This window comes from Epilithonimonas lactis (assembly GCF_900110605.1).
Lineage (GTDB): Bacteria > Bacteroidota > Bacteroidia > Flavobacteriales > Weeksellaceae > Epilithonimonas > Epilithonimonas lactis.
Map to the genome: position 1 here is coordinate 154,507 of NZ_FOFI01000004.1, position 19,458 is coordinate 173,964.

Here is a 19,458-nt window from a genome sequence, read left to right on the forward strand (position 1 = left end):
CATCAATATCAATGCCTCCAAAGTTTATCCTTCTATTGACACCGTAAGTTCCAATTACACTTTCCGTTGAAAAAGAATAAAGTATAATTAATAATAAAATTGGAAAGAGGAATACGAAAAACAGATATTTTGTAAAAACTTTTCTCATATTGAAGTTTCGATTTTCAAAGTTTTAAAGATATTCAATTTGAAAAATATATTGTAATGAAATAAGAAAAAATTCCCCTCCTCTGGAGGAGAGAAATTTGAAATTGTAAATTTCAGATTTCGGGGGTGGTCAATTGTGCTGAACCACCCCGTCTTCTCCCTTTGGTCGAATCCACCCCTCCAGAGGAGGGGAATTTAACATCCGTAATTTTCGATGATGTAATTTTCCAATTCTTTCATTACCAAAGCCAAATTATTCTTTATATCAAAATCTGTAACTCTGAATATTTTCAAATTCAAAGATTCCAGATAAGTTTGTATGATTCCATCATAAACTTCTTTCTCATCGTGACTTGAACCATCGATTTCGATAATTAATCCGAGCGTTTTAACATAAAAATCGACGATATAGTTTCCAATAATTCTTTGTCTGTCAAAATCTATGTTATGAAATGTTCTTGCTCGAACTTGCTTCCAGAAAAGAACTTCACTTAGGATTCCAGCTTTTCTTTTTCCGGGTAAAAGCTTTTTGAGGTGAGAATTGTAGGGTAGGTGTTCAACGAAGTTCCTGCGGATGGGAACTCCGTGGATTTGGGTTAGGACTTCATTCATTTGTTTGTGTTTTTTGAGTGACCACCCCGTCAAAAATTCTTCGAATTTTAGTCGCCCCTCCAGAGGAGGTGAATTTTAAACTTCATTTAATTAATTTTAGGATTAGGGTTTATTAGAATCTAATTTATGAAATTTCTTAGAACAATTTCTATAACTTATATTTGCACCTTCAGAAAACGATTCCAGTACACAATTATATAGCTATCAAGAAATGAATTACGAAGATAAAATCCAGCAATCGGAAACGCGTGTTTTCAAAGTGGTTTTCCCGAATACAACCAATCATCATAACACGATGTTTGGCGGGAAAGTAATGGAAATGATGGATGAAGTGGCTTTTATGACGGCAACTAGATTTGCAAGAAAGTCTTTTGTGACCGTAAGTTGTGACAGAATTGATTTCAAAAAACCAATTCCAGCTGATACAATTGTTGAACTTGTTGGTCGAATAAAATACGTCGGGAACACGAGCGTGAAAGTAAATGTAGAGATTTTCGTGGAAGAAATGTACAATGATACGCGTGAAAAAGCAGTTTCAGGCGATTTTACTCTGGTAGCTATTGACGAAAATAAAAAGCCTTCCAGAATATTTAGAGACTTAAATTAAAAAATAAAAGCTTACCGATTTGGTAAGCTTTGTTGTTTATTCTACGATGTCGTCGTTTTCTTCTTCGTGGTCATCTTCATTGTCGCTCGTGCTGTAATAATTGTTTTCTTCGTCCGGAAGTTGATTGGTAACCTGGTCGAAGTTGTCATCATCTTCAGCGCCCGGAACGTCTAGTCCGAATGGCATTTCGTCGTTCACCTGACTTGGATTTCTGATTGGATTTCCGTCGCCGTCAATCGGAATATGCTCTTCTCTGTTGAAAATGTCCTCACCTGGATTGTAATCCAAATCTTCCAAATTTTTTTCGATGTTATCTTCTGGTGTCATAATATTTATTTTTTGGTTGATTGAAGATAGACAAATATGATTCCAAGCTTTGCTTTTGACAGATTTATTTTGATGAAATTTAATCTTCGTAAACTTCAAGATTCACGCAAGTCGGCATTTTTTCGCCTTTGGAAAATGCAACTACGTTCTCTGCCGCCAATCTTGCCATTCCGCTTCTGGCTTCCAAAGTTGCAGAACCAATGTGAGGCAGAACACAAACGTTTGGAAGTCCTAACAATGGACTGTCTTTCTGCATCGGTTCCGGATTGGTAACATCAAGACCTGCGCCCCAGATTTTTCCTGAAATCAAAGCTTCAAACAAATCTTTTTCATTGTGGAAACCACCTCTTGCGGTGTTTATAAAAATCAGATTCTCTTTCATTTTTTCGAAAACTGATGTGTTAAAAAGGTCAGCTTGTTCTGGTGTGAAATTGGCGTGAATGCTGATGATGTCCGAGTTTTCCACCAATTCGTCAAAAGAAACATATTTTGCATCGAGTTCTTTTTCAGCTTCTTCGTTGTGGCTTCTGTTGTGGTAGGTGATGTTCATTCCGAAAGCGGCTTTACATTTTTCAGCCATTTCAAAACCTATTCTTCCAAGTCCTAAAACGCCTAAAGTTTTTTCGTAAAGTTCCTGACCGAGTTCTTCAAGTGGGTCGAATTCTTTCCAGTTGCCGGATTTTACTTTTGCCGTGTTGTAGTTTACTTTTCTGGAAACCATTTGCATCAGTAGAAATGCGACGTCGGAAGTAGCGCGGCTCAAAACGTCTGGCGTGTTTCCAACTGCGATTTTTCGTTTAGTTGCTTCTTCGATATCTACTTGGTCGAAGCCTACGGAGAATAGGGCGATTGCTTTTACATTAGGGCAGGCGTCGAAGAATTCTTTGTCATATTTGTTCTTTCCGCCGACACTTAGGATGATGTCTGCTTGTTGGCAGCTTTCCAGCCATTCTTCGTGGGTTGGATTTTCTGTTTCCGGGAAAATGATATCTAAATTTCCGTCTTTCAAAATCTGAATCCCATTGTCCGGAATTCTTTTGTTTACAAATACTTTCATTTCTTATTTTTATTTAAGATTTAATTTAATGTCAAACGTTCTTTTGTACCGAAACCCGCAGCCCGACTTGAACGGAAATCCTTTTTTGCGTGTACTCTCGTTCTATTTAATGTCAAATCGTCGAGCAAAAAAGATTGGGAGTGGAAGGCGGATAAAGCTGCCCAAATATTTAAATGCAAAAAACCGGAAAGTAACTCCGGTTTTATATGTTTTGCTGATATTTCAATGTTGATTAATCAATTTTCGTTGGTCTTTCTTTATCCTTAGTGAAAAAGAACTTGATAATGATAGGCAAAGTTGTGACCAAAACGATGACCAAAACGATGATTTCTAATTTTTTCTTCAAATCGATGCCGAACTGGTCCATAAATAATTTGTCCAGATAATGTCCTGCAAAAATCATTGTGAATGACCACGCAAACGCGCCGATGATGTTGTAGTAGAAGAATTTCTTCTTGTCCATTTTAACAATTCCCGCAACGATTGGTGCAAATGTTCTCACGATTGGTAAAAATCTCGCCAGGATAACAGCCACAGTTCCGTGGTCTTCGAAGAAATCGTGTGCCTTGAAAAGGTATTTTTTCTTGAATAGGAAAGTGTCTTTTCGCTCGTACAACAACGGTCCACTTTTGTAACCAAACCAATAGCCAATCTCGTTTCCGATGATGGCTGCAACTGCAACGGCGGTCGCTAGAATCGTTGTGTCCAGAAAATCTGAACCTGTAGTTCCGAAAGTGGTGTCGATGATTTTAACGGCGTAAATCCCTGATATAAAGAGTAAACTGTCGCCCGGCAAAAAGAAACCTACAAAAAGTCCTGTCTCTGCGAAAATGATAAATAAAATAAGCCAAAAACCTCCCATTTTAATGTAAAATTCGGGGTTGAGTAGGTCTTTCCAGCTTTCGAAATGTTCCATAGTTTTCTGTCTTGCGCAAAGATATTAAAAGGAATTTGAATTAATCGGCTTAATGTAAAAATTAGGAATATTTAACTCAAAGGTCATATTTGTCTTTCCATTTATCCTTCAGCTGTTCGCGGATTTTTTTCTCCGTTGAGTTGTTGGCAGGATTGTAGAAAGTGGTTCCAGTAATTTCGCCTGGGAGAAATTCTAAATCCACAAAATTGCCTTCGTAGGAATGTGCGTACTGATAATCTTTTCCATAATCCAGATTTTTCATCAGCTTGGTCGGCGCATTTCTGAGGTGAAGTGGAACTGGCAGGTTTCCGGTTTTCTTCACAAAAGCCATTGCTTCATTGATAGCATTGTAAGTTGAATTGCTTTTCGGGGAAACCGCGAGATAAACGGCAGTTTCGCTCAAAATAATTCTTGCTTCTGGATTTCCGATGACATTGATGGCTTGAAAACAAGTGTTTGCCATCACTAATGCGTTCGGATTTGCTAAGCCAATATCCTCTGCAGCCAAAATCATCATTCTTCTTGCAATGAATTTGATATCTTCGCCACCAACCAACATTCTGGCGAGCCAATATACGGCGCCGTTTGGGTCGGAGCCACGCATCGATTTGATGAATGCTGAGATGATGTCGTAATGTTGTTCACCATTTTTGTCGTACAAGGCCATATTTTCCTGAAGAACAGAAAGTACATCTTTGTTGGAAATTTTATTTTTCTTGGCGGATTTGAATTGATTCAGAACCAATTCTATTGAGTTAATCAACTTTCTTGCGTCACCTCCGGAATATTGGATGAAGGCTTCTTTTTCCTCGAGGAAGAATTTGGTTTGGTTAAGCTCATTATATTTTGAAACCGCAATATCAGCGAGTTCTTCTAACTTTTCAAACGTCAAAGCTTTCAAAATGTAAACCTGAGTTCTGGAAAGTAAAGCGGAAACCACTTCGAAACTTGGATTTTCCGTAGTTGCGCCAATCAAAGTTATCCAACCTTTTTCCACTGCGTGAAGTAATGAATCCTGTTGAGATTTGTTGAATCTGTGAATCTCATCAATGAATAGAATTGGACTTCTTCCGGAAAAGAGGTTTTGCTTTTTAGCTTCGTCGATGATATCACGAACGTCCTTCACGCCTGCAGAAACGGCTGATAATTTGTAGAATTTTCGTCCTGAACTTTCTGATATGATTTCAGCCAGAGTTGTTTTCCCTGTTCCCGGCGGTCCCCAAAAAATGAGAGAATTAAGCGTGTCGTTGTCCATCATTCTTTTGATGGTTCCGGATTTTCCAGTGAGATGTTCTTGTCCCAAAACATCATCCAAAGTTTTTGGACGTAGGATTTCGGCAAGTGGAGAATTGTTCATATTTCAAAATTACGGAAATTAAATACTTTTCAAAACCAATAGATTAGATTTAAATTTTATTTAATGAAAAATGATTAATATTTATTGTTTATCAATAAATATTTTTTGATATTTGTATTGTTAAAATAATTACAAATGAAAACAAAAACAATTCTTTCGATTCTGAATGTCCTTGCTTGGATTGCATTCATCGGTTTGTGCATCAAGACCGGCACTTTGATATTTAATTTGATTTTCGGTTTGTTTATGAGTCCAGATAGTTTGAGGGATTCTTATTCGATCATCAATCTTTCTGATTTGGCCAAAAATAATCCTACTGAATATCTTTCTCTAATGTCACTCTTGATTTTTGTTTCCGGATTGCAGGCTTACCTGTTTTTTCTGACAACACGGTTATTTGAAAAAATAAATATCGAAAATCCCTTTACAGAAGTGGTTTCCCAATTGATTGCGCGAATAAGTTACACCGCTTTTGAGATTGGGATTTTGAGTATCATTACACAAAACTATGCCGAGAGATTGCTTAAGAAAGGATTGTTTTTACCAGACATCGGGGAGTTTGTGAACTCATCTTCAGAGTTTATTTTTCTTGCCGGAATCATCTATGTCATCGCTCAAATCTTCAAAAGAGGAATCGAGTTACAGAACGAAAACGACCTAACCATCTAAGCTATGCCGATAATCGTAAACCTGGACGTGATGATGGCCAAACGAAAAATGTCATTGAACGAGCTATCCGAAAAAGTAGACCTTACGCTATCTAATCTTTCCATTTTGAAAACGGGAAAAGCGAAAGCTGTGCGATTTTCTACATTGGAAGCTATTTGCGAAGCTTTGGATTGCCAACCTGCTGATATTTTGGAATATAGAAAATAAATGATTGCATCAGATTTTCCAATATCCATAGGCCTCTACATTTAGTAGGGGCTTTTTTTGTATTTTCAAAATAATAAATTTTGGAAAAAATGTTGAGTATTTGGCATTGATATTGAATTAATTTTCTTAATTTTAAAAAATAATAATAGATATTTTAAATAATCTTCAAAAATACTTAGTTATGCTGCTTGAATACGAATAGATAAATTTTTAACCATATAAAAAAAGGACTTATGAAAAATTCAATTGTTTTTTTATTAAAAATTAGTGTTTTTTCTCCTCTTCTGTTTTTTTCCCAAGTAGGGATTAATACAACAAATCCGCAGGCTACACTGGACGTCAACGGAAATGTGAAAATTCGTGTGATTCCAGAGACACCTACCTTGCCTGGCTACAAGATCTTGGCGATAAACGAAGGTAGTTTTGAAGTGACCAATGTGAGTCCTTCCTTATTCAGCAGTTCCAATAATGGGACGGTTTCCAAAGCCAGTTCAAGTGCTGGCCTATCATTATTAAGCTTAGACGTCGGCTTATTTAATAATTCCTGGAATATTGTTAAGTTCGAAAATGTGGAAATCAACTCCACGAATTACACCACGACTACAGCCGACTTCTATTACACTGTGCCAAGTGCCGGAAAATACTTTATCAGCTACCATTTCAAAAATAATACAGCTCTATCTCTTTCAATAGCGACCAATGCTCAAATTGGTATTCTCCGAACGCCTACAACTGGTAATTCTGTTTTGATAGATTCCAGAAATTTGAATGCTATAGGTATCGCTCTGGTCGGAAACTACTATTTTGAAAATATCGATTCCGTCTATCAGCTCCAAGCTGGTGATAAGATCAGATTCGTTTACAATAAAGGTGGCTTGGTGAATCTTGGTTTGGGATTGCTTTCTAATTCTTCCGGATCTAATATTATTTATAAAGTTTCCGATTAATAAGAAAATTGAGCTATATCGTCAACACCTTTAATTATTCGACTATTCAAAAAAAAAATTTTTAATATCAGTTTATTACTAGTTTCTATCAATAAAAATCATATCATTTCAATAAAGAAAACCACTGAGCATTCAGTGGTTTTTTTTGATTCTTGTCATGCAGAATTTTATACAGTATTTCAAAATAGGAGCTAAAAAACAGCTCTTTGTTATTATTCTTTGATGAATTTTTCTATGATTTCCTGATTGCCAGTTTTGATTTTTAAAATATAATTGCCTTTTGAAAGCTGAGAAACATTGATGTTATTCTTGGTCTCAGTTCTGATAAGCCTTCCTAAAAAATCAAAGATCTCTACCGATTGTATTGATTTGTCTAAAGAAATGTTGATCACATCTCTCACTGGATTTGGATATATCTTTACTTGAGTTTTCTTAATTTCTCCTGATGAAAGCGTTTCATATGTTTTATAAAAATTTAGAATGCCATAACCTCTTTGGGGTGATGTATTTGGATATAAAGAGGCATTCTGTCTTAATCTGTTTTTGATCTCCTCTCTGGAAGTTGTACTTGGTAAAGATTGCAAAAGACACGCAACACCACCTGCGGCAAGCGGATTTGAAAGCGATGTTCCACTGGCTTGCGTTACATTGTCACCATAAACGGTAGCAGTTGCTAATCCTCGTGCACTTGCGTCAGGCTTTATAACACCAGATGCGTTTGGACCGTATGAAGAAAAAGAAGCTGCAGCACCTTGGGAATCTACCGCACCAATACTGAAAACTTTCTCATTATCTGCTGGTGTGATGATGTAATGCCAATCATTGTTGCCTTCGTTTCCTGCTGCAAAGGTCACAAAAATCCCTTTTTCCGTCGCGATCTGTGCACCTCGTGCGATGAAAGACGTTGTTCCGTTCATATCAGCGTAAGTGTAATCATATCGGCTGTCATCAAATTGATAATATCCAAGTGACGTTGTGATCACATCTACACCTTTTCTATCTGCTTCTTCGGCAGCTTCTATCCAATAGAGTTGCTCTTCAGGAATCTCATTTCCACCATCTTCTGTGGCATAAAGATAAAAATCTGCATCTGGCGCAGTACCAACAAACTGATTGTCAATATATCCGCCAATTGTTCCAAGACAAATGGAGCCATGCGTGTTCAGAGAAGTGTTGTAGATGTCTGTGTTTTTACTGATGAAATTATAGCCGCCTTTGATCTTTCCATTATCCCTAAGTCGCTTGAATGCCGTTCCGGTATTGACAGTCGGAAATCCAGTATCGATTACGGCGATCGTCATGCCTGTTCCGGTAAATCCTGCTACATGAAGCGCCCTGATATTGACCTGATTGATCTGTGCCAATCCCTGCCCATAATTGAAAGTGGTCAATATATCCCGACTGGAAATTGTTTGGTCAAATTCTTTGAATTTTTCAATTTTCTCATTTCTTTTTCCACCATTTGGATTTCTAACAAAACTTTCCACGTGATCCACATAGCTTTGTTGTGATAAAGTCTGGATCTGAGCGGAAGTTGCATTCACGGCCACGCCATTCAACCATTTGGAGTAATCGGTGACCTCAAATCCAAGATTCTGAATATTAGCAATGTAGCTTTGTTCAATCGGCGCATCCTGGTCCACAAGCGAAATCCCAAGATTAGTTCGTCTGTCGAGCGATTTCTGGGTCAGTTCCGAAAGTGGGTTAGAATAGAAGGCTGCCTTGTTGGGTTTATCTTTGAAGAAAATAAAAACCAGTTCGGTTTGGGCCGTTGCTATCAAAGAAAAACTGACCGACAAAATTGTAAAGATTTTTCTCACGTTTTGGTAATTTGGATTTTTTAAACTGATAAATAAATGTAAATTTACAAAATAATGTTTTTGCATTTGAAATCGTTTTCAATAAATATCAATACCAATATTGAATGTCGTTTCAGATGCCTTTAAAAATAAATATTTGATTATGAAGAAAATCCAAATGGTCGATCTACAAAGCCAGTATTATAAAATAAAAAGTGAAGTTGACAATGCAGTTCTCAATGTAATGGATTCTGCGGCTTTTATAAATGGTCCGGAAGTCAAATCTTTCCAGGCCGATCTGGAAAGTTATTTGGATGTAAAACACGTGATCCCTTGTGCCAATGGGACAGACGCGCTTCAAATTGCATTGATGGCTTTGGACCTAAAAGAGGGTGATGAAGTCATCACAGCAGATTTTACATTTGCTGCAACTGTAGAAGTGATTCATCTATTAAAATTAAAATCAGTTTTAGTTGATGTTGATTACAACACGTTCACAATCGATACGGAAGCGATCAAAAAAGCAATCACGCCAAAAACAAAAGCAATCATTCCAGTTCATATTTTTGGACAATGTGGAAACATGGAAGAAATCCTGAAAATCGCAAAAGAACACAACCTATATGTCATCGAAGATAATGCGCAGGCAATCGGTGCAGATTTTATTTTCTCAGACGGAACCGAAAAGAAATCCGGAACAATGGGAACAATTGGAACAACGTCATTTTTCCCTTCCAAAAATCTTGGATGCTACGGCGACGGCGGCGCAATTTTCACCAATGATGATGAGTTGGCGCACAGACTAAGAGGAATCGTGAATCATGGCATGTACGAACGATATTACCATGACGAAGTCGGTGTCAATTCTAGACTGGACAGTATTCAGGCGGCGGTTTTAAGAAAGAAATTGCCAAACCTTGATTCTTACAACGAGGCTAGACGAAAAGCAGCGGATTATTATGACGAAGCTTTTTCTGGAAACGAAAATATCCTTACTCCAAAAAGAGCGGAATATTCAACACACGTTTTTCATCAATACACATTGAGAATTACCAATGGAAAACGCAACGAGTTACAGCAATATCTTACCGAAAAAGAAATTCCTGCAATGATCTATTATCCTGTGGCGCTTAGAAAACAAAAAGCTTACTTCCAGGAAAGTGATCCGGCAGATTTCATCAATACCGATAAATTGTTGGATGAAGTGATTTCTCTACCAATGCACACAGAATTGGATGAGGAGCAATTGAAATATATTACGGATTCTGTTTTGGAGTTTTTCCTTAAGTAAATAAAAAAAACAAAAAAAATACAAATTTTAATTAATGTCAATACTTGTAACAGGTGGCCTCGGCTACATCGGTTCACACACAGTTGTAGAATTGATCAACAATAATTTTGAAGTCATCATTGTGGATGATCTTTCAAATTCGGAAAAATTTATTCTTAATAATATCGAGGAAATCACTGGCAAACGTCCAATTTTCTATCCGTTCGATCTGACCAGAAAAGAATTATTGACTCAGGTTTTTGAGGCGCATAACATCGAAGGTTGTATCAACTTTGCGGCCTTCAAAGCAGTGGGAGAGAGCATGGAGAAGCCGTTGGATTATTATGAGAACAATCTTTTCTCTTTGATCAATATCCTTCAGGAGTTCAGAAAAAGAAATATTTCGAACTTCATTTTCAGTTCTTCCTGTACCGTTTATGGTCAAGCGGACGAAATGCCGATCGATGAAAATACACCTTTGAAAGAACCAGAATCTTCCTACGGAAAAACCAAACAAATGGGCGAGGAGATCCTAAAAGATTTCTCAAAAGCTTATCAGAAAAGAGTTACTTTATTACGATATTTCAATCCAATTGGTGCGCATCCCTCAGCTTTGTTGGGTGAATTACCCTCTGGAATTCCAAATAATCTCGTTCCTTACGTGACTCAAACGGCAGCTGGAATCAGAGAAAAATTGAGCATTTGGGGGGACGATTATCCAACAGAAGATGGAACTGCGGTTCGTGATTACATCTATGTTTTGGATCTGGCAAAAGCGCACGTTGCCGCCCTCAAAAAATTATTGAATTCTCAAGAAGAAACCGTTCTTGATATTTATAATCTTGGAACAGGAAAGGGCTCATCAGTTTTAGAAGTGGTGAAAGCTTTCGAATTAGCAAATGATGTAGCCATTCCGTATCAGATCTGTCCAAGAAGGGAAGGTGATATCACAATCGCTTACGCCAATGCAGACAAGGCCGAAAAAGAATTAGGCTGGAAATCCGAAACCACTTTGGAAGAATCGCTCAGAACCACTTGGGAATGGCAGAAGTATTTGAAAGAAAGAACGCATTAATACAATCAAAACCAATCATTACGATTGGTTTTTTTTTATTTGCATTTCTCAGCAAAACTGAAAATACTGTGCAAACTCACTTCCGAAAAACTCTTGGATTTGATCTTCGAAGCATTTATCATCGCTTTCGCCAGAACCGACGTTGGCAAAGGCTGTTGACTTTTGAAAAGTCCCAATTTGTTGACAAATTTCAAAGCTTTCAATCCGAAAACCTCGCCACTTCTGTCAGAGTTTTTGCGTTCCAACATTCCCGGTTTGAAGAAGGTCGTTTTCTCGAATTTCAGATTCTTGATGGCTTCCTCAAGTTCGCCTTTCATACGCGAATAGAAAATTTTAGAATCAGGACTTGCGCCATAAGAAGACACCAAAACAAAATCCTCCACTTGATTTTCCTTCGCCGCTTTCGCAAAATTATATTGATAGTCGTAATCGATTTTCCACTGATTGTCCTTGCTTCCTGCAGACTTCAAAGTCGTTCCCAGACAGGCAAACGCCACATCACCTTTCACGAGATGTTTCCATTCTTCCGGTCGGTCAAAGTCTACGATGTGTGCGGTAATTTTTTCATTATGAAAATCAGAACGGCGTCGAACAAAAATATCGATCTGCTCAAATTCCGGGTCATGCGAAAGTTGATCCACAAGATCTTTCCCCGTTGCGCCAGTTGCGCCAATTACCAAAGCCTTCATAATTTTAAGATTTGATAATAAAGTTAAGTAATATTTTCGGGATTAATTCAACTGGTTGCGATATTCCGCCCAAATGATCTTGAACCACTCCGTAAAATGCTCAGGATTCTCAGTAATTTCCTTTTCAAGGTCTTGGATAGAAACATAGCGGATCTCAGAAACTTCATCCAAATTCAAAGCAAATTCTCCCGAGAAATTTCCTGTAAAAACATGATCCAACTCGTGTTCCCAAAGTCCTTCGCCTACATCCGCTTTGTAGATAAAATGGAATTTTTCCGTCAACTCACAATCGATTCCCAATTCCTCTTTCGTGCGTCTTTTGGCACCGTCCAGATAAGATTCGTTCAGGCGAGGATGCGAGCAACAAGCGTTCGTCCATTGGTTTGGCGAGTGGTATTTTTGGTTGGCGCGTTTCTGTAAAAGCATTTCGCCTTGGTCATTGAAAAGAAACACAGAAAATGCACGATGCAAAAGCCCATTTTCGTGCGCCTGCATTTTTTCCATTTGCCCCAAAACATCATCGTTCGGATTTACCAATACCACTTTTTCCATAGCACAAAAATAAGGATTTTAAATGTAATTATTTGGAGCTAATCCCGCTTTCCACTATATCTTTTTTGTTTTTAGAATGTTTTGTCATCCAAATTAGGATTTGCATAAAAACAAAAAAGGATGCCGTTGCAATCGGGGCTATGGGATTTGTCGGAAGTAGGAATTTTCAAAATAAAGATTAAAATTATCTAGAAAAATAAATAACCATAAAGTTTGTCATTCCGTAGGAATATAAACCTAACTGTCGAGATTCCTACGGAATGACAACATTGTGTCTGAATTACAGTTTCCGATAAAACTCTAAAACTCTAAAACTCTAAAACTCTAAAACTCTAAAACTCTCAAACTCCCAAACTCGACTTCCATTCATTCGTAAAATCAATAAAATCTGCTACAGACAATTCCTCTGCGCGAATATCAAGAAAACGATGAGAACTCATAGCTTCAGGAATTCCCAAAACTTTCAAAGAATTGCTCATTTTCTTCCGTCTTTGTCCAAATCCAGCTTTCACGATTTGTTTGAAGAGAACTTCATTTCCTTCCAATCCAGGTTTTAGATTTCGCTTCATTCGGATAACGCCCGATTTTACTTTTGGTGGCGGATTGAACACATTTTCGTGAACCGTGAAAAGATATTCCACATCATAATAAGCCTGAACCAAAACCGACAAAATTCCGTAATCTTTCGTCCTTGGAACGCCGGAAGTTCGCTCGGCAACTTCCTTCTGGAACATTCCGCTCATTTCGGGAACATACTGGAAATTGTCAATGATTTTAAATAAAATCTGAGATGAAATATTATATGGAAAATTCCCAATCACTGCCAGTTCTTCGCCACCAAAAACCGCTGGAATATCAGTTTTCAAAAAGTCGCCAACGAAATGCTGTTCTTCTAATTTTGGATAATGTTTTTTAAGATAATCGATGGACTCGTTATCGATTTCGGCAACGTAGGTTTCAACGTCCTTTTCAAGAAGGAATTTTGTGAGAACGCCCATTCCTGGTCCCACTTCCAAAACTTTTTTGTAACCTTCTAAAGAAAGCGAATCTACAATGTCACGTGCGATATTCTGGTCTGTAAGAAAATGCTGACCAAGGTGTTTTTTTGCTCTAACGTCCAATTCCGATTTTTTGCAAAGATAAGGTAATTTATAAGTATTTTTAAAGACATAAAAATTTCGTGCTAAAGTCTTATAATCTTTATCAAATTGAGAAACTTACTTCTACTACTAATTTTAATTCCAGCATTATGGAAAACACAAATCAATGACCAAAACATTAGATTAAAAGTACTGCGTAAAAATATCATTGGTAAAGAATTTATTTTTGGAAATTGGAATGAGAAAGGTGGAACAGAAACTCATTTAAAATATTTAGGCAAAGTAAAAACTCATGATAGGAAAATTTACAAATTTATGAACTCGGTTTGGGTCTGGGGATTGTCAAAAAGAGCTACGAACAGAATATTAATCTTTAATGAAAAAAATCAATATCTAGGAAACTATAATGTGTCTGTTACTCTTGATTTACCAACTGAGCTGCACAATGGAATTTTGATTTTTAGAAATTTTGATTCGAACTGTGATAAAAACGTTGCATCTAAAATTAATCTGAAAAATGGTTTGCCAAAAGAATTTTTCAGAGAATGTAAAAATAAATCTGGAGATATTTACAGTTTTGATGGAAGCAATTAATACATCTTCGTCTTCACACAAGTCACGTTTTTAATAGCAACTGGTTTCCCCACTTTTTTCAACAATCCGGTTTCCAGATTTCTTTTGAAAACCGTTACGTTTTGAGAGTTAACATTCGTCACAATAATGAATTTCCCAGTTTCATCTATCGCAAAAGTTCTTGGATGTTTTCCTTTCACAGATTGATATCCGATAGATTCCAAAGTTCCATCTTCCTTGATTTTAAAAATCGCAATATTATTTTCTTTGCCTCTGTTGCTGGCGTAAAGGAATTTTCCGTCTGGCGAAATATGAACATCGGAACTTTCAAAACCTTCTTTGATTTTGTCTGTGTGCGTCGCAACTCTCTGGATTTCTTTCAGTTTGTTTTCCGAGAAATCGTAAACCGAAATCATTCCAGCCAATTCTTCAATCGAGTAGGCCAATTTACCGTCTTTGCTGAACGTGATATGTCTTGGTCCGCTTCCAGGTTTTGTGTTGATAAATGTACTCTGACTGTCTATCAAAGGTTGTTTCTGAGTGGCATCAAATGGATATTGTAAAATTTTGTCAGCGCCCAAATCTGCAATGAGCACAGTCTTGTAATCTGGCGAGAAAACTGCAGAATGCGTGTGCGCTTTGTCCTGTCTTTTTGGGTCGACACCGCTTCCTTCTGTGAATGTAAAATGTTGCGCTATCGAATCGATTTTTCCATTGTCAAGAATTGGAAAAACTGAAATCGTTGGAATGTTGTAGGTCGCATTAATGAGCCATTTTCCACTTTTATCAACATTCACATAAACAGGATTTTCACCACCAGTTTTTTGTTGATTCAGGAATGTTAAAGTTTTTTTGTCCGCATCAAAAGCGAAAGCACTTACTGTTCCGCTTGGCATTTTGGCGTCGGATGAGGCGTAAACATATTTTCCATCATTGGAAACTGTGATGTAGCCTGGATTGATGACATCCGACGATGAAGCTACTTTGGTCAATTTTCCACTTTCTGTGTCTAGCTCATAAACATAAACCGCTTCGGAACCTTTGTCCCAATTGTAAGAACCGAAGAAAACAAATTCTCGCTGTGAAAAAACTGTATTATAGATCAGAACTATAAACAGGAAGGATAGTCTTTTAATTGTCATTTTTATTTATTAAGTAACTATCCATTACCAGAAGTTATGCCAGTAATGGATTGGAATTATGATTTGCAGATTACGATCTTCTACTATCAATCAAATTCGTTAAAAAACAATTTGATCTAACGGATGAATGGTAGAATCTCATTGTAAGATTTCCCTACAATGATCCCATACAATGATAGACAAAATAAAATAAAAACCACTAAAAGTGTAATGGGCTTATACCGGAATTCTGTTCCTCTTTTTTGACATATTCTGTAATAAAATATAGTCCCAGCTAAAAAGATGGAAGAAAAGGCTAGAATCAAATAATTGACAGACATGAAAAAATATTAATTGGCGTTTTCTTTTTTGTCGAAAGCTACTGTGAAAGTTTTATAGAGGCCAGCTAGAAAAAATAAAGCCGCAGTACCGATCAATCCGATATATTCTACGATCCAACCGATGAGAATTGCTACAATATGAATTTTCCCGTTTGGTTGTACTTTGAACATCTCTCCAGATGCTATATAGATTGCAAATCCAGTGAAAGCGATAAGCCAAATTGCGGCATAAACAAAATCTAAAGGATTTTTTGAAAGTTCATAGTTTTTAAACATGGTTCTTAATTTTAATTGGTTATATAATATTTTATTTACGTAGATATTTTACAAACATCACAGTAATGCTAATATACAAAAGTTATAAGAAATATGTAAATTAAATTTATGTAATTTATACTAGAACCAATGTTTTCTAATCAAATTGAGGTTTTTACGTACTTAAAGATGATTATTCTACTAAATATTTGCAATTAAAATGGAAACTAATATAATCAATTTCATTGGTCAAATATTTCCTGTTTTTTAGGAAAATTGAAAGAATCCAAGTCATTAAAAATTCGCCTGAAAACCAAACTGAACACCAAATTTTCTAACCTCGGAAGTCGCAGAAGTATTATGATTAAGATAATTTCCTCTCCAGTTGAAATCCAATCTCAACAATCTGAAATTCCCCCAACCAATATTCTCAATTCCGAAACCATATTCGTAATAAGGTTTGTTTGGAGCGCTAAGGTTCAGATTTCCTGCATTCATAGAAATAGTTTCTGGTTTCAAACTTCCAATTCCTGAGCGGAAAAAGGCAACTTCACGTAGTTTTAGTTTTTTAATCAATGGAATCTGAGACAAGATTTTTCCATTGAAGTGATGTTCCAAAAACATCACGGCGTAGGAATCTGCCACGAACTCGTAATAATTCATCAAAGAAAAAACACCTCTCACCAAACCGTAAGATTGGTTGGCAGGCATTACATTTTGCAAAGCGAGTGGAAGAGCATCGAAGTTTTTACCAACTTCTACATTGGCAAACAAGCGTCCCCAGTTTCCTAATATCACCGGCTGATAATAATAGAACTGTAGTTTGTTGTAATTATAATCAGAATTGAAAACGCCACCCATACCTTTTGTATATTTTAAAATTAATGATGGATTGGTCGCCAAAGCTGTCATTTCGTACCTATCAACGCCATATGTTGAGAATTTGATTCCGGGTCTGAAAATCAATGTTGTGGTGAATCTTGTATCATTGAGGTCTGTTCTCAAAACACCGCCTCTATAATAATTGATGTTAAACAAATTAGAATCTGCCGATTTTATATTCTGAGTGGTTGCATCCAATCTCACCTGAAAGTTTTTCCAAGGTTCGATGCTTGTAAAAATATTGGTCTGATTCACGGAACTCATAGAGGTCGTTTCGCCGCTGTTCAGAACCGAAGAAGAAGCGAATGACCTGGTCATAATTCCCTCATCCGTCGTCAACTGAACCCCAAGTTGCAAAACATCTTTTCTGTAGCCCGCACCGATCATAAATCGGTTTTCCTTATTGAACATATATTTGGCCTCACCACCGAATTTCCATTTTTGATCACGGAAACCGTAAGCCGTGTAACCTTGGATTCTCCACATATCATTTTTACCGTGATACGTTCTGAAACCGCCTCTCAGTCTTACACCTTCGATATCATTGTAACCAAAGGACTGGAAAATATTTCCGATGTCAATGCCGTTGCCGATGTGAAAATATCCGGAATTACCAATCTCGACAATCTTCACGATCTTTTTGTACTTTGGATTATCAGCAAGTTCATCATACATTTTATAGATGTTCTGGTCACTTTCTGTCAATGCTTCGGTTCTGTTGGTCTGCCAGTAGTTTTCGTCCTTTGCTACCATTTCGTCTTCGGGAATGACGATTTTGTTTAGAAAATCATCGGTGATGCCTTTGTCAAATTCGTAGTCAGAATAGTTGGCGACGCGTCTGGCTATGATGGATTTCGCTTTGTCTTTATCATTTGTAACAAGATTGATCGTCGTTTCATTTCTTGTTGGGATGAATGTGGAATCGTCCGGATTGTCAAACTCAAGGTCTGTTGCAATTTTCTTAACGAAATTGATGTTAATTTTTTTGTTGGTTTCCATTTCCACTTTCATCACATTGTACTTGTCCATCGAAATGTAAAGTCTGCCTTTCAGCGCAAGAGCCTCAGGGTTTTTTGGCGTGAATCTGATCTCGTAACTTCTCACGGTATTGACCTCGATCGTGTCTGTGATATTATAATCAAATACGCCGAAACCATCTGTGGAAACAGGACTTACAAAGCCAATATTCAGATAATTGATCGTGTTATCATAAATATTGATGTCCTTGTACATATTCTGGATCGTTTTGGAAACAATCTGATTGTTCTTCAATCCAGAAAGTCGTGTCGCCAAAAGGTCTTTACGCTCTTTTTTCGGGTCGTTTTTTCCGTACGTTTCGAAAATGCTTTCGGTGATGAAAACCGGTAAAACCGCTTTGCCAGCGATTTCTGAAGAATCATTGTATTTGAAGATGATGGAGTCCATTCCTTTGAAAGCTCTTTTCTTTGTGAAAGCGCTGTCGATATTATCCAGGCGGAAATCTATCTTTTCGTAGGTTTTGTATTTGTAATCTTTGTGGAGAAGCAATCCGTTGGATTTTTTCTTTTTCCAAACCTCACGCATAATGGCGTAAGCAGGATTTTCCTTTTTGTTCTTATATTTTTTTACGCCTTGGATCACGACGTTTTCGATTTCGTTTTCTTTGTCAGTCTGCGAAAAAAGCAAACTGGTGACAAATATTAGGAAAAAAGAGAGAATAAATTTTTTATCAAGCATCGATTTCATCAAGCATTAACTATTAGTAACTGTTTTTTGTTTTGAATATTGTTTTAATGTGAAAGCTATTTGCCTTTTTCATAAAATATGACATTCACAGGACTGCAAACCGGAATAGATTTTCCAGTTGCTGTGAGCAATCCGGTTTTTAGATCACGGGTAAAAATATTGATTCGGTTGGTGTCCTGATTCGCGATCAGTACCAATTTGTTGTTTGGGCTGATGGTAAAGTTTCTGGGATTTCGGCCAATGGTTTTCGTTTGTTGGATCTTCTTTACCGTTCCATCTTTTTTTCTTTTGAAAACGGTGATGTCATCTGCATCATCACGATTCGTAACATAGACAAATCTTTCATTATTAGACAGATGAATGTCTGCCGCACGGAAATTAAATCTAACTTTTCGTGACAACAAGGTTTCTTCCTGGATCAATTCAATCTTACCTTCATTGAAACTTAAAACAGACAAGTCACCACTCAATTCCTGAACAAGATAAATCAATTTTCCTGTTTTATCAAATGCAATATGTCTTGGTCCAGAGCCTTTTTTCGCATCAAACTCTCCAGCTTTTTCTAAAACTTTTTCGTCTATTTTATTATATTTAAAGACATAGATCTTGTCCAATCCAAGATCGGTCGCCAAAACATATTGATGGTCCGGAGAAAATTGAACCTGATGAATGTGCGATTTTTCCTGACGTTTCGGATTCAAACCAACACCTTCGAATTTGATATTCTGAAAAACATCGGATAATTTACCATCCACATAACGTTTGAAAACATCGATGCTTCCGCCGGAATAGTTGGCTGTGATGACATTTTCTTCGTCAGAGATCAGAAAAGCTGGGTCTTCGCCTTGGGTTTTCTTTTGGTCTTTTTTTATTAATTTTCCATCGGTTTCATCAATCGAAAAAGAAGTAACTGTACTTTTATCACCATCTTCGTTCACGGAGAAGAGAAATTTTTTGTCTGGACTTAAGCTCACAAAACTTGGATTGATGACGTTCTCTGTGTGGAATTTGAGATTGTAATCGTACGTATTCTCATCAAAATCAAAAATATAGATACCGCCACTCGTACACTTATCGCTATTGGTGTAAGTTCCTACGATGATGGTATTTTGAGCTGAGATGTTGGCCATAAAAATGATTGAAAAGATAAAGCTGTTCCAGATTTTCATTCTAAAAGTGATGGGAAAATGTAAATTTTCCGCGAATTTATTACATATAAAATTAAGCCAA

General features: G+C 36.9%; 20 protein-coding genes. 7 read left to right on the forward strand and 13 right to left on the reverse strand.

What is annotated here, in order from left to right; all coding sequences use genetic code 11:
- Window positions 1-342: 342 nt before the first annotated feature.
- Complete coding sequence (locus tag BMW39_RS14540) at window positions 343-759, reverse strand: endonuclease domain-containing protein (protein WP_051879879.1); 417 nt, start codon at window positions 757-759, stop codon at window positions 343-345.
- Between the two features lie 211 nt (window positions 760-970).
- Here BMW39_RS14540 and BMW39_RS14545 point away from each other — a divergent pair, with 211 nt between their 5' ends.
- On the forward strand, window positions 971-1,366 hold the full coding sequence (locus BMW39_RS14545) for an acyl-CoA thioesterase (protein WP_034974535.1): 396 nt from the start codon (window positions 971-973) through the stop codon (window positions 1,364-1,366).
- Window positions 1,367-1,402: 36 nt separating this feature from the next.
- On the opposite strand, the gene BMW39_RS14550 is transcribed toward BMW39_RS14545, so the two are convergent.
- From BMW39_RS14550 to BMW39_RS14565, 4 genes are all read right to left on the reverse strand, one after another.
- Complete coding sequence (locus BMW39_RS14550; RefSeq protein WP_034974862.1) at window positions 1,403-1,693, reverse strand: hypothetical protein; 291 nt, start codon at window positions 1,691-1,693, stop codon at window positions 1,403-1,405.
- A 79-nt stretch (window positions 1,694-1,772) separates the two neighbouring features.
- Window positions 1,773-2,750 carry a 2-hydroxyacid dehydrogenase gene (locus tag BMW39_RS14555; protein WP_034974537.1) on the reverse strand — a complete coding sequence of 326 codons (978 nt, stop codon included), beginning with the start codon at window positions 2,748-2,750 and terminating at the stop codon, window positions 1,773-1,775.
- A gap of 232 nt (window positions 2,751-2,982) precedes the next feature.
- Window positions 2,983-3,666: a DedA family protein gene (locus BMW39_RS14560; RefSeq protein WP_034974539.1), complete on the reverse strand. Its 684-nt coding sequence runs from the start codon at window positions 3,664-3,666 to the stop codon at window positions 2,983-2,985.
- Window positions 3,667-3,742: 76 nt separating this feature from the next.
- Window positions 3,743-5,023, reverse strand: coding sequence for a replication-associated recombination protein A (locus BMW39_RS14565; protein ID WP_034974541.1), 1,281 nt, complete (start codon window positions 5,021-5,023; stop codon window positions 3,743-3,745).
- A 135-nt stretch (window positions 5,024-5,158) separates the two neighbouring features.
- Between BMW39_RS14565 and BMW39_RS14570 the strand changes: the two genes are divergently transcribed.
- The 3 genes from BMW39_RS14570 to BMW39_RS14580 all read left to right on the forward strand — a co-directional run bounded on the left by BMW39_RS14570 (window position 5,159) and on the right by BMW39_RS14580 (window position 6,846).
- Complete coding sequence (locus BMW39_RS14570) at window positions 5,159-5,692, forward strand: DUF2975 domain-containing protein (protein WP_034974543.1); 534 nt, start codon at window positions 5,159-5,161, stop codon at window positions 5,690-5,692.
- Window positions 5,693-5,695: 3 nt separating this feature from the next.
- Window positions 5,696-5,899, forward strand: a complete 204-nt coding sequence (locus tag BMW39_RS14575; RefSeq protein ID WP_034974545.1) for a helix-turn-helix domain-containing protein — start codon at window positions 5,696-5,698, stop codon at window positions 5,897-5,899.
- A gap of 233 nt (window positions 5,900-6,132) precedes the next feature.
- Window positions 6,133-6,846, forward strand: a complete 714-nt coding sequence (locus BMW39_RS14580; protein WP_034974547.1) for a hypothetical protein — start codon at window positions 6,133-6,135, stop codon at window positions 6,844-6,846.
- 212 nt (window positions 6,847-7,058) lie between these two features.
- Here BMW39_RS14580 and BMW39_RS14585 read toward each other — a convergent pair whose 3' ends face one another.
- Window positions 7,059-8,666 carry a S8/S53 family peptidase gene (locus BMW39_RS14585; protein WP_034974863.1) on the reverse strand — a complete coding sequence of 536 codons (1,608 nt, stop codon included), beginning with the start codon at window positions 8,664-8,666 and terminating at the stop codon, window positions 7,059-7,061.
- Window positions 8,667-8,808: 142 nt separating this feature from the next.
- On the opposite strand from BMW39_RS14585, the gene BMW39_RS14590 reads away from it, so the two are divergent.
- Together BMW39_RS14590 and galE are read left to right on the forward strand one after the other, a co-directional pair.
- The gene (locus BMW39_RS14590; protein ID WP_034974864.1) at window positions 8,809-9,936 is read left to right on the forward strand and encodes a DegT/DnrJ/EryC1/StrS family aminotransferase; all 1,128 of its coding nucleotides are present in this window, start codon (window positions 8,809-8,811) and stop codon (window positions 9,934-9,936) included.
- A gap of 34 nt (window positions 9,937-9,970) precedes the next feature.
- Window positions 9,971-10,990, forward strand: a complete 1,020-nt coding sequence (gene galE, locus BMW39_RS14595) for a UDP-glucose 4-epimerase GalE (RefSeq protein ID WP_034974549.1) — start codon at window positions 9,971-9,973, stop codon at window positions 10,988-10,990.
- A gap of 35 nt (window positions 10,991-11,025) precedes the next feature.
- Here galE and BMW39_RS14600 read toward each other — a convergent pair whose 3' ends face one another.
- The 3 genes from BMW39_RS14600 to rsmA all read right to left on the reverse strand — a co-directional run bounded on the left by BMW39_RS14600 (window position 11,026) and on the right by rsmA (window position 13,352).
- Window positions 11,026-11,679 carry an NAD(P)H-binding protein gene (locus tag BMW39_RS14600; RefSeq protein ID WP_034974551.1) on the reverse strand — a complete coding sequence of 218 codons (654 nt, stop codon included), beginning with the start codon at window positions 11,677-11,679 and terminating at the stop codon, window positions 11,026-11,028.
- 42 nt (window positions 11,680-11,721) lie between these two features.
- Window positions 11,722-12,231, reverse strand: a complete 510-nt coding sequence (gene idi, locus BMW39_RS14605) for an isopentenyl-diphosphate Delta-isomerase (protein WP_034974553.1) — start codon at window positions 12,229-12,231, stop codon at window positions 11,722-11,724.
- Between the two features lie 341 nt (window positions 12,232-12,572).
- A complete protein-coding gene (rsmA, locus tag BMW39_RS14610; protein ID WP_034974554.1) occupies window positions 12,573-13,352 on the reverse strand; it encodes a 16S rRNA (adenine(1518)-N(6)/adenine(1519)-N(6))-dimethyltransferase RsmA in 780 nt (259 codons plus the stop codon).
- An 87-nt stretch (window positions 13,353-13,439) separates the two neighbouring features.
- On the opposite strand from rsmA, the gene BMW39_RS14615 reads away from it, so the two are divergent.
- Window positions 13,440-13,925, forward strand: a complete 486-nt coding sequence (locus tag BMW39_RS14615) for a hypothetical protein (protein WP_034974555.1) — start codon at window positions 13,440-13,442, stop codon at window positions 13,923-13,925.
- Here the strand turns inward: BMW39_RS14615 and BMW39_RS14620 are convergent.
- From BMW39_RS14620 to BMW39_RS14640, 4 genes are all read right to left on the reverse strand, one after another.
- Window positions 13,922-15,046 (reverse strand): lactonase family protein, encoded by a 1,125-nt coding sequence (locus BMW39_RS14620; RefSeq protein WP_034974556.1) that lies wholly within the window; start codon window positions 15,044-15,046, stop codon window positions 13,922-13,924. The two genes, BMW39_RS14615 and BMW39_RS14620, sit on opposite strands and share 4 nt — an antisense overlap.
- A 329-nt stretch (window positions 15,047-15,375) precedes the next feature.
- Entirely contained in the window at window positions 15,376-15,642 is a 267-nt protein-coding gene (locus BMW39_RS14630) for a hypothetical protein (RefSeq protein WP_034974557.1), read from the reverse strand.
- A 273-nt stretch (window positions 15,643-15,915) separates the two neighbouring features.
- Window positions 15,916-18,219 carry a DUF5686 family protein gene (locus BMW39_RS14635; RefSeq protein WP_034974865.1) on the reverse strand — a complete coding sequence of 768 codons (2,304 nt, stop codon included), beginning with the start codon at window positions 18,217-18,219 and terminating at the stop codon, window positions 15,916-15,918.
- Window positions 18,220-18,284: 65 nt separating this feature from the next.
- Window positions 18,285-19,397 (reverse strand): lactonase family protein, encoded by a 1,113-nt coding sequence (locus BMW39_RS14640; RefSeq protein WP_034974558.1) that lies wholly within the window; start codon window positions 19,395-19,397, stop codon window positions 18,285-18,287.
- Window positions 19,398-19,458 lie beyond the last annotated feature (61 nt).

What these genes read in the sequence shown, in the direction of transcription:
- galE (WP_034974549.1), top strand. Translation starts at nt 9,971, where the DNA reads ATGTCAATACTTGTAACAGGTGGCCTCGGCTACATCGGTTCACACACA.
- BMW39_RS14620 (WP_034974556.1), bottom strand. Translation starts at nt 15,046, where the DNA reads ATGACAATTAAAAGACTATCCTTCCTGTTTATAGTTCTGATCTATAAT.
- idi (WP_034974553.1), bottom strand. Translation starts at nt 12,231, where the DNA reads ATGGAAAAAGTGGTATTGGTAAATCCGAACGATGATGTTTTGGGGCAA.
- BMW39_RS14555 (WP_034974537.1), bottom strand. Translation starts at nt 2,750, where the DNA reads ATGAAAGTATTTGTAAACAAAAGAATTCCGGACAATGGGATTCAGATT.
- BMW39_RS14560 (WP_034974539.1), bottom strand. Translation starts at nt 3,666, where the DNA reads ATGGAACATTTCGAAAGCTGGAAAGACCTACTCAACCCCGAATTTTAC.
- BMW39_RS14565 (WP_034974541.1), bottom strand. Translation starts at nt 5,023, where the DNA reads ATGAACAATTCTCCACTTGCCGAAATCCTACGTCCAAAAACTTTGGAT.
- BMW39_RS14640 (WP_034974558.1), bottom strand. Translation starts at nt 19,397, where the DNA reads ATGAAAATCTGGAACAGCTTTATCTTTTCAATCATTTTTATGGCCAAC.
- BMW39_RS14590 (WP_034974864.1), top strand. Translation starts at nt 8,809, where the DNA reads ATGAAGAAAATCCAAATGGTCGATCTACAAAGCCAGTATTATAAAATA.
- BMW39_RS14630 (WP_034974557.1), bottom strand. Translation starts at nt 15,642, where the DNA reads ATGTTTAAAAACTATGAACTTTCAAAAAATCCTTTAGATTTTGTTTAT.
- BMW39_RS14600 (WP_034974551.1), bottom strand. Translation starts at nt 11,679, where the DNA reads ATGAAGGCTTTGGTAATTGGCGCAACTGGCGCAACGGGGAAAGATCTT.
- BMW39_RS14580 (WP_034974547.1), top strand. Translation starts at nt 6,133, where the DNA reads ATGAAAAATTCAATTGTTTTTTTATTAAAAATTAGTGTTTTTTCTCCT.
- BMW39_RS14575 (WP_034974545.1), top strand. Translation starts at nt 5,696, where the DNA reads ATGCCGATAATCGTAAACCTGGACGTGATGATGGCCAAACGAAAAATG.
- BMW39_RS14540 (WP_051879879.1), bottom strand. Translation starts at nt 759, where the DNA reads ATGAATGAAGTCCTAACCCAAATCCACGGAGTTCCCATCCGCAGGAAC.
- BMW39_RS14545 (WP_034974535.1), top strand. Translation starts at nt 971, where the DNA reads ATGAATTACGAAGATAAAATCCAGCAATCGGAAACGCGTGTTTTCAAA.
- BMW39_RS14635 (WP_034974865.1), bottom strand. Translation starts at nt 18,219, where the DNA reads ATGCTTGATAAAAAATTTATTCTCTCTTTTTTCCTAATATTTGTCACC.
- BMW39_RS14550 (WP_034974862.1), bottom strand. Translation starts at nt 1,693, where the DNA reads ATGACACCAGAAGATAACATCGAAAAAAATTTGGAAGATTTGGATTAC.
- BMW39_RS14570 (WP_034974543.1), top strand. Translation starts at nt 5,159, where the DNA reads ATGAAAACAAAAACAATTCTTTCGATTCTGAATGTCCTTGCTTGGATT.